The sequence below is a fragment of the Psychrobacter sp. genome (assembly GCF_035469765.1).
GTDB lineage: Bacteria > Pseudomonadota > Gammaproteobacteria > Pseudomonadales > Moraxellaceae > Psychrobacter.
In genome coordinates this window covers 1-2562 of sequence record NZ_DATIRM010000202.1, presented here as the reverse complement: position 1 = coordinate 2562, position 2562 = coordinate 1, and the positions used below count along the sequence as shown (strand labels likewise).

Sequence of the window (2562 nt, the reverse complement as noted above, 5' to 3'; positions counted from 1 at the left end):
TAAGTATGACAACATTTATGCTTTGATAAATGGAGCGGGTATCACTCGTGACAGTAGCTTTAAAAAAATGAGCTTTACGCAATGGAAAGAGGTAATTGATACTAATTTAACGTCTCTTTATACTATTGTTCATCCTGTTTTTTTAAAAATGCTAGAACAAAAAACAGGCCGAATTGTCAATATTAGTTCGATAAATGGCTTGCGTGGTCAGTATGGTCAGACGAACTACTGTGCTGCTAAGGCAGGTATTATCGGATTTACTAAGGCTCTAGCATATGAAGGTGCTGCCTCATTAATTACCGCCAATGTCGTCGCTCCTGGATATACACATACAGCCATGGTAGAAAGCGTGCCTGAAAATATCATGGATAAAATTAAAGAAACCATTCCAATGAATCGTTTAGCCAATGCAAACGAAATCGCCGCTGCTTGTATGTACCTCATTAGTGATGACGCAATATTCGTCACAGGCGAAACCATATCAATTAACGGCGGTCAATATATGTCTTAACTTAAGTGTCATATAAGTTATATATATTGTATTTCTAAGCAGTATCATAATGTCCTCTTAACCATCCCCTCATGGAGAAATAACATGTCACAACAGACCCCTCAAGATTATATGAACCATTTCAACGAGAGTGCAAAAAAGATGTTCGAACCTTGGACAAAGCTAAATCACTCATTCAATACACAGGGTAATAACATGTCACAACAGACCCCTCAAGATTATATGAATCAGTTCAATGAGAGTGCACAGAAAATGTTAGATCCTTGGACAAAGCTAAATCAACATTTTTTAAAAAACGCTGAAATGATGACTGAGTTTTCACTTGATACTATTAAAACCTATGCAGAAATGGGTCTGGAGAACATGCGTCAAGTTTCTGAAATAGACTCTCCAGAAGCTGCCAAAGACTTTAGCAGCAAGCAAGCAGAAATGCTTAATACCATCAGTCAGAAAATGCTAGCAGATGCTCAGCGCCTGACAGAGCTTGGCAGTAATATGCATGATGACGTTATGAAAGTTTTGGCTGAGGTTCAGAGTCAAACCAGTGAGAAAATGCAGGAAAATATGCAAAAAACTGCTGACCAGGCAACCAAGACAGGTCAAGAATACGCAGCAAACGTGAACAAAATGGCCGAGCAGTTTGCTGAACAAGCCACAAGCGCTGCAAAAACTGCTACTGGCACAGATACAAAAACAGATGCAGACACCAATCCTAATACCAAAATGAACTCAAAGACTGGTGCCAATAATACTAGCAGTACTGGAAAATAAACAAACAAGTAACTGTAATTACTGATAAATTTAGTTGTCTTATTAGTTGTTATTAATGAAATATCATGTAATTTTTACACTTAAAAGGTGGGTTAGAAAGCTCTATCCCATCTTTTTTCTATGGTGCTAGCAGTGTTAAGTTAGTGTGTTTGCACTTTCGTACAAACCAGATAAGTTTATAGACAGGAGCATGGATACAGATATGGATAATCAGCACTCCGATAGGGATAATCAGCAGTCCGATGACCAATCAAAAAAGTCATCGCACGAATCAAATACACAAGATAGTCACAATAACCAAGACAACACTAATAATGCTTTTAGTTTTAGTAGCTTTGGTCAACAATATTTAGATCAGTTGAACCAAGTTAATCAATTCAATCAATCTTTGTTTAATCAATCTAGTCAAACTTCAAACCCATTTGAAGCCAATCTAAAGCTATGGCAAGATTCAATCAATAATTTTGGCAGCTTTATGATGCCTAATGCCACTGGAAACGTTGGTTCTCAGAAATCAGACTCCTGGCAAAATGATAAAGATAAAGACCAACAAACTGAGCAAAACGCTGACGACGATACGGGGGATTTTAACGAATTGACTCAAAAGTTTTTTAGCGAAACGTTAAAACGAGTCGGTCAAGATAATAATATAAGCCAATCCCTTATGCTCAATATTATAGATGGATGGCAACGGTTCAATACTGGTGTGACAGAAAAAAGCCCCACTGCGTTAGTTGAGCAACAAAGGGGTCTGTGGCAAAAGCAGTTCCAACTGTATCAAAACACCCTAATGAAGGGAGCAGAAAACCAGACAAAGCCTCTCGTTACCCCAGAAAAAGGCGATAAACGCTTTACGGATGAAGAATGGACAAATAATCCTATTTTTAACTTCCTAAAACAAAGCTATCTGCTAACGGTTAACGGCATGATGGATACTATCGATAATACTGAAGGTGTTGATGAAAAAAACCGCCAGCGTTTGTCTTTTTTTACTCGTCAATGGTTAAATGCTATTGCTCCAAGTAACTTTCCATGGAGTAATCCTGAAATATTGCGCCTGACAATGGAGTCAAAGGGACAGAATCTGGTAAGGGGACTCAAGCAGCTAACAGAAGATATGGAAAAAAGCTCCAAATTACTTAGCATTCGTATGACTGATAATGATGCTTTTCGGCTCGGTGAAAACATCGCTACGACACCGGGAAAAGTGGTGTTCCGTAATCGTATGTTTGAGCTGATTCAATATAATCCGACCACCGCTAAAGTTAATAAACGTCCTT

The 2562-nt window shown here is 38.3% G+C and carries 2 protein-coding genes and 1 pseudogene; all 3 read left to right on the top strand.

What is annotated here, in order from left to right; translation table 11 throughout:
• On the top strand, positions 1-511 hold a 511-nt coding region (locus tag VLN09_RS05745; RefSeq protein WP_325244534.1), incomplete at its 5' end, for an SDR family oxidoreductase.
• 84 nt (positions 512-595) lie between these two features.
• On the top strand, positions 596-1282 hold the full coding sequence (locus VLN09_RS05740) for a phasin family protein (RefSeq protein WP_325244532.1): 687 nt from the start codon (positions 596-598) through the stop codon (positions 1280-1282).
• A 190-nt stretch (positions 1283-1472) separates the two neighbouring features.
• Positions 1473-2562, top strand: a pseudogene (locus tag VLN09_RS05735) (hypothetical protein); the annotation flags it as partial.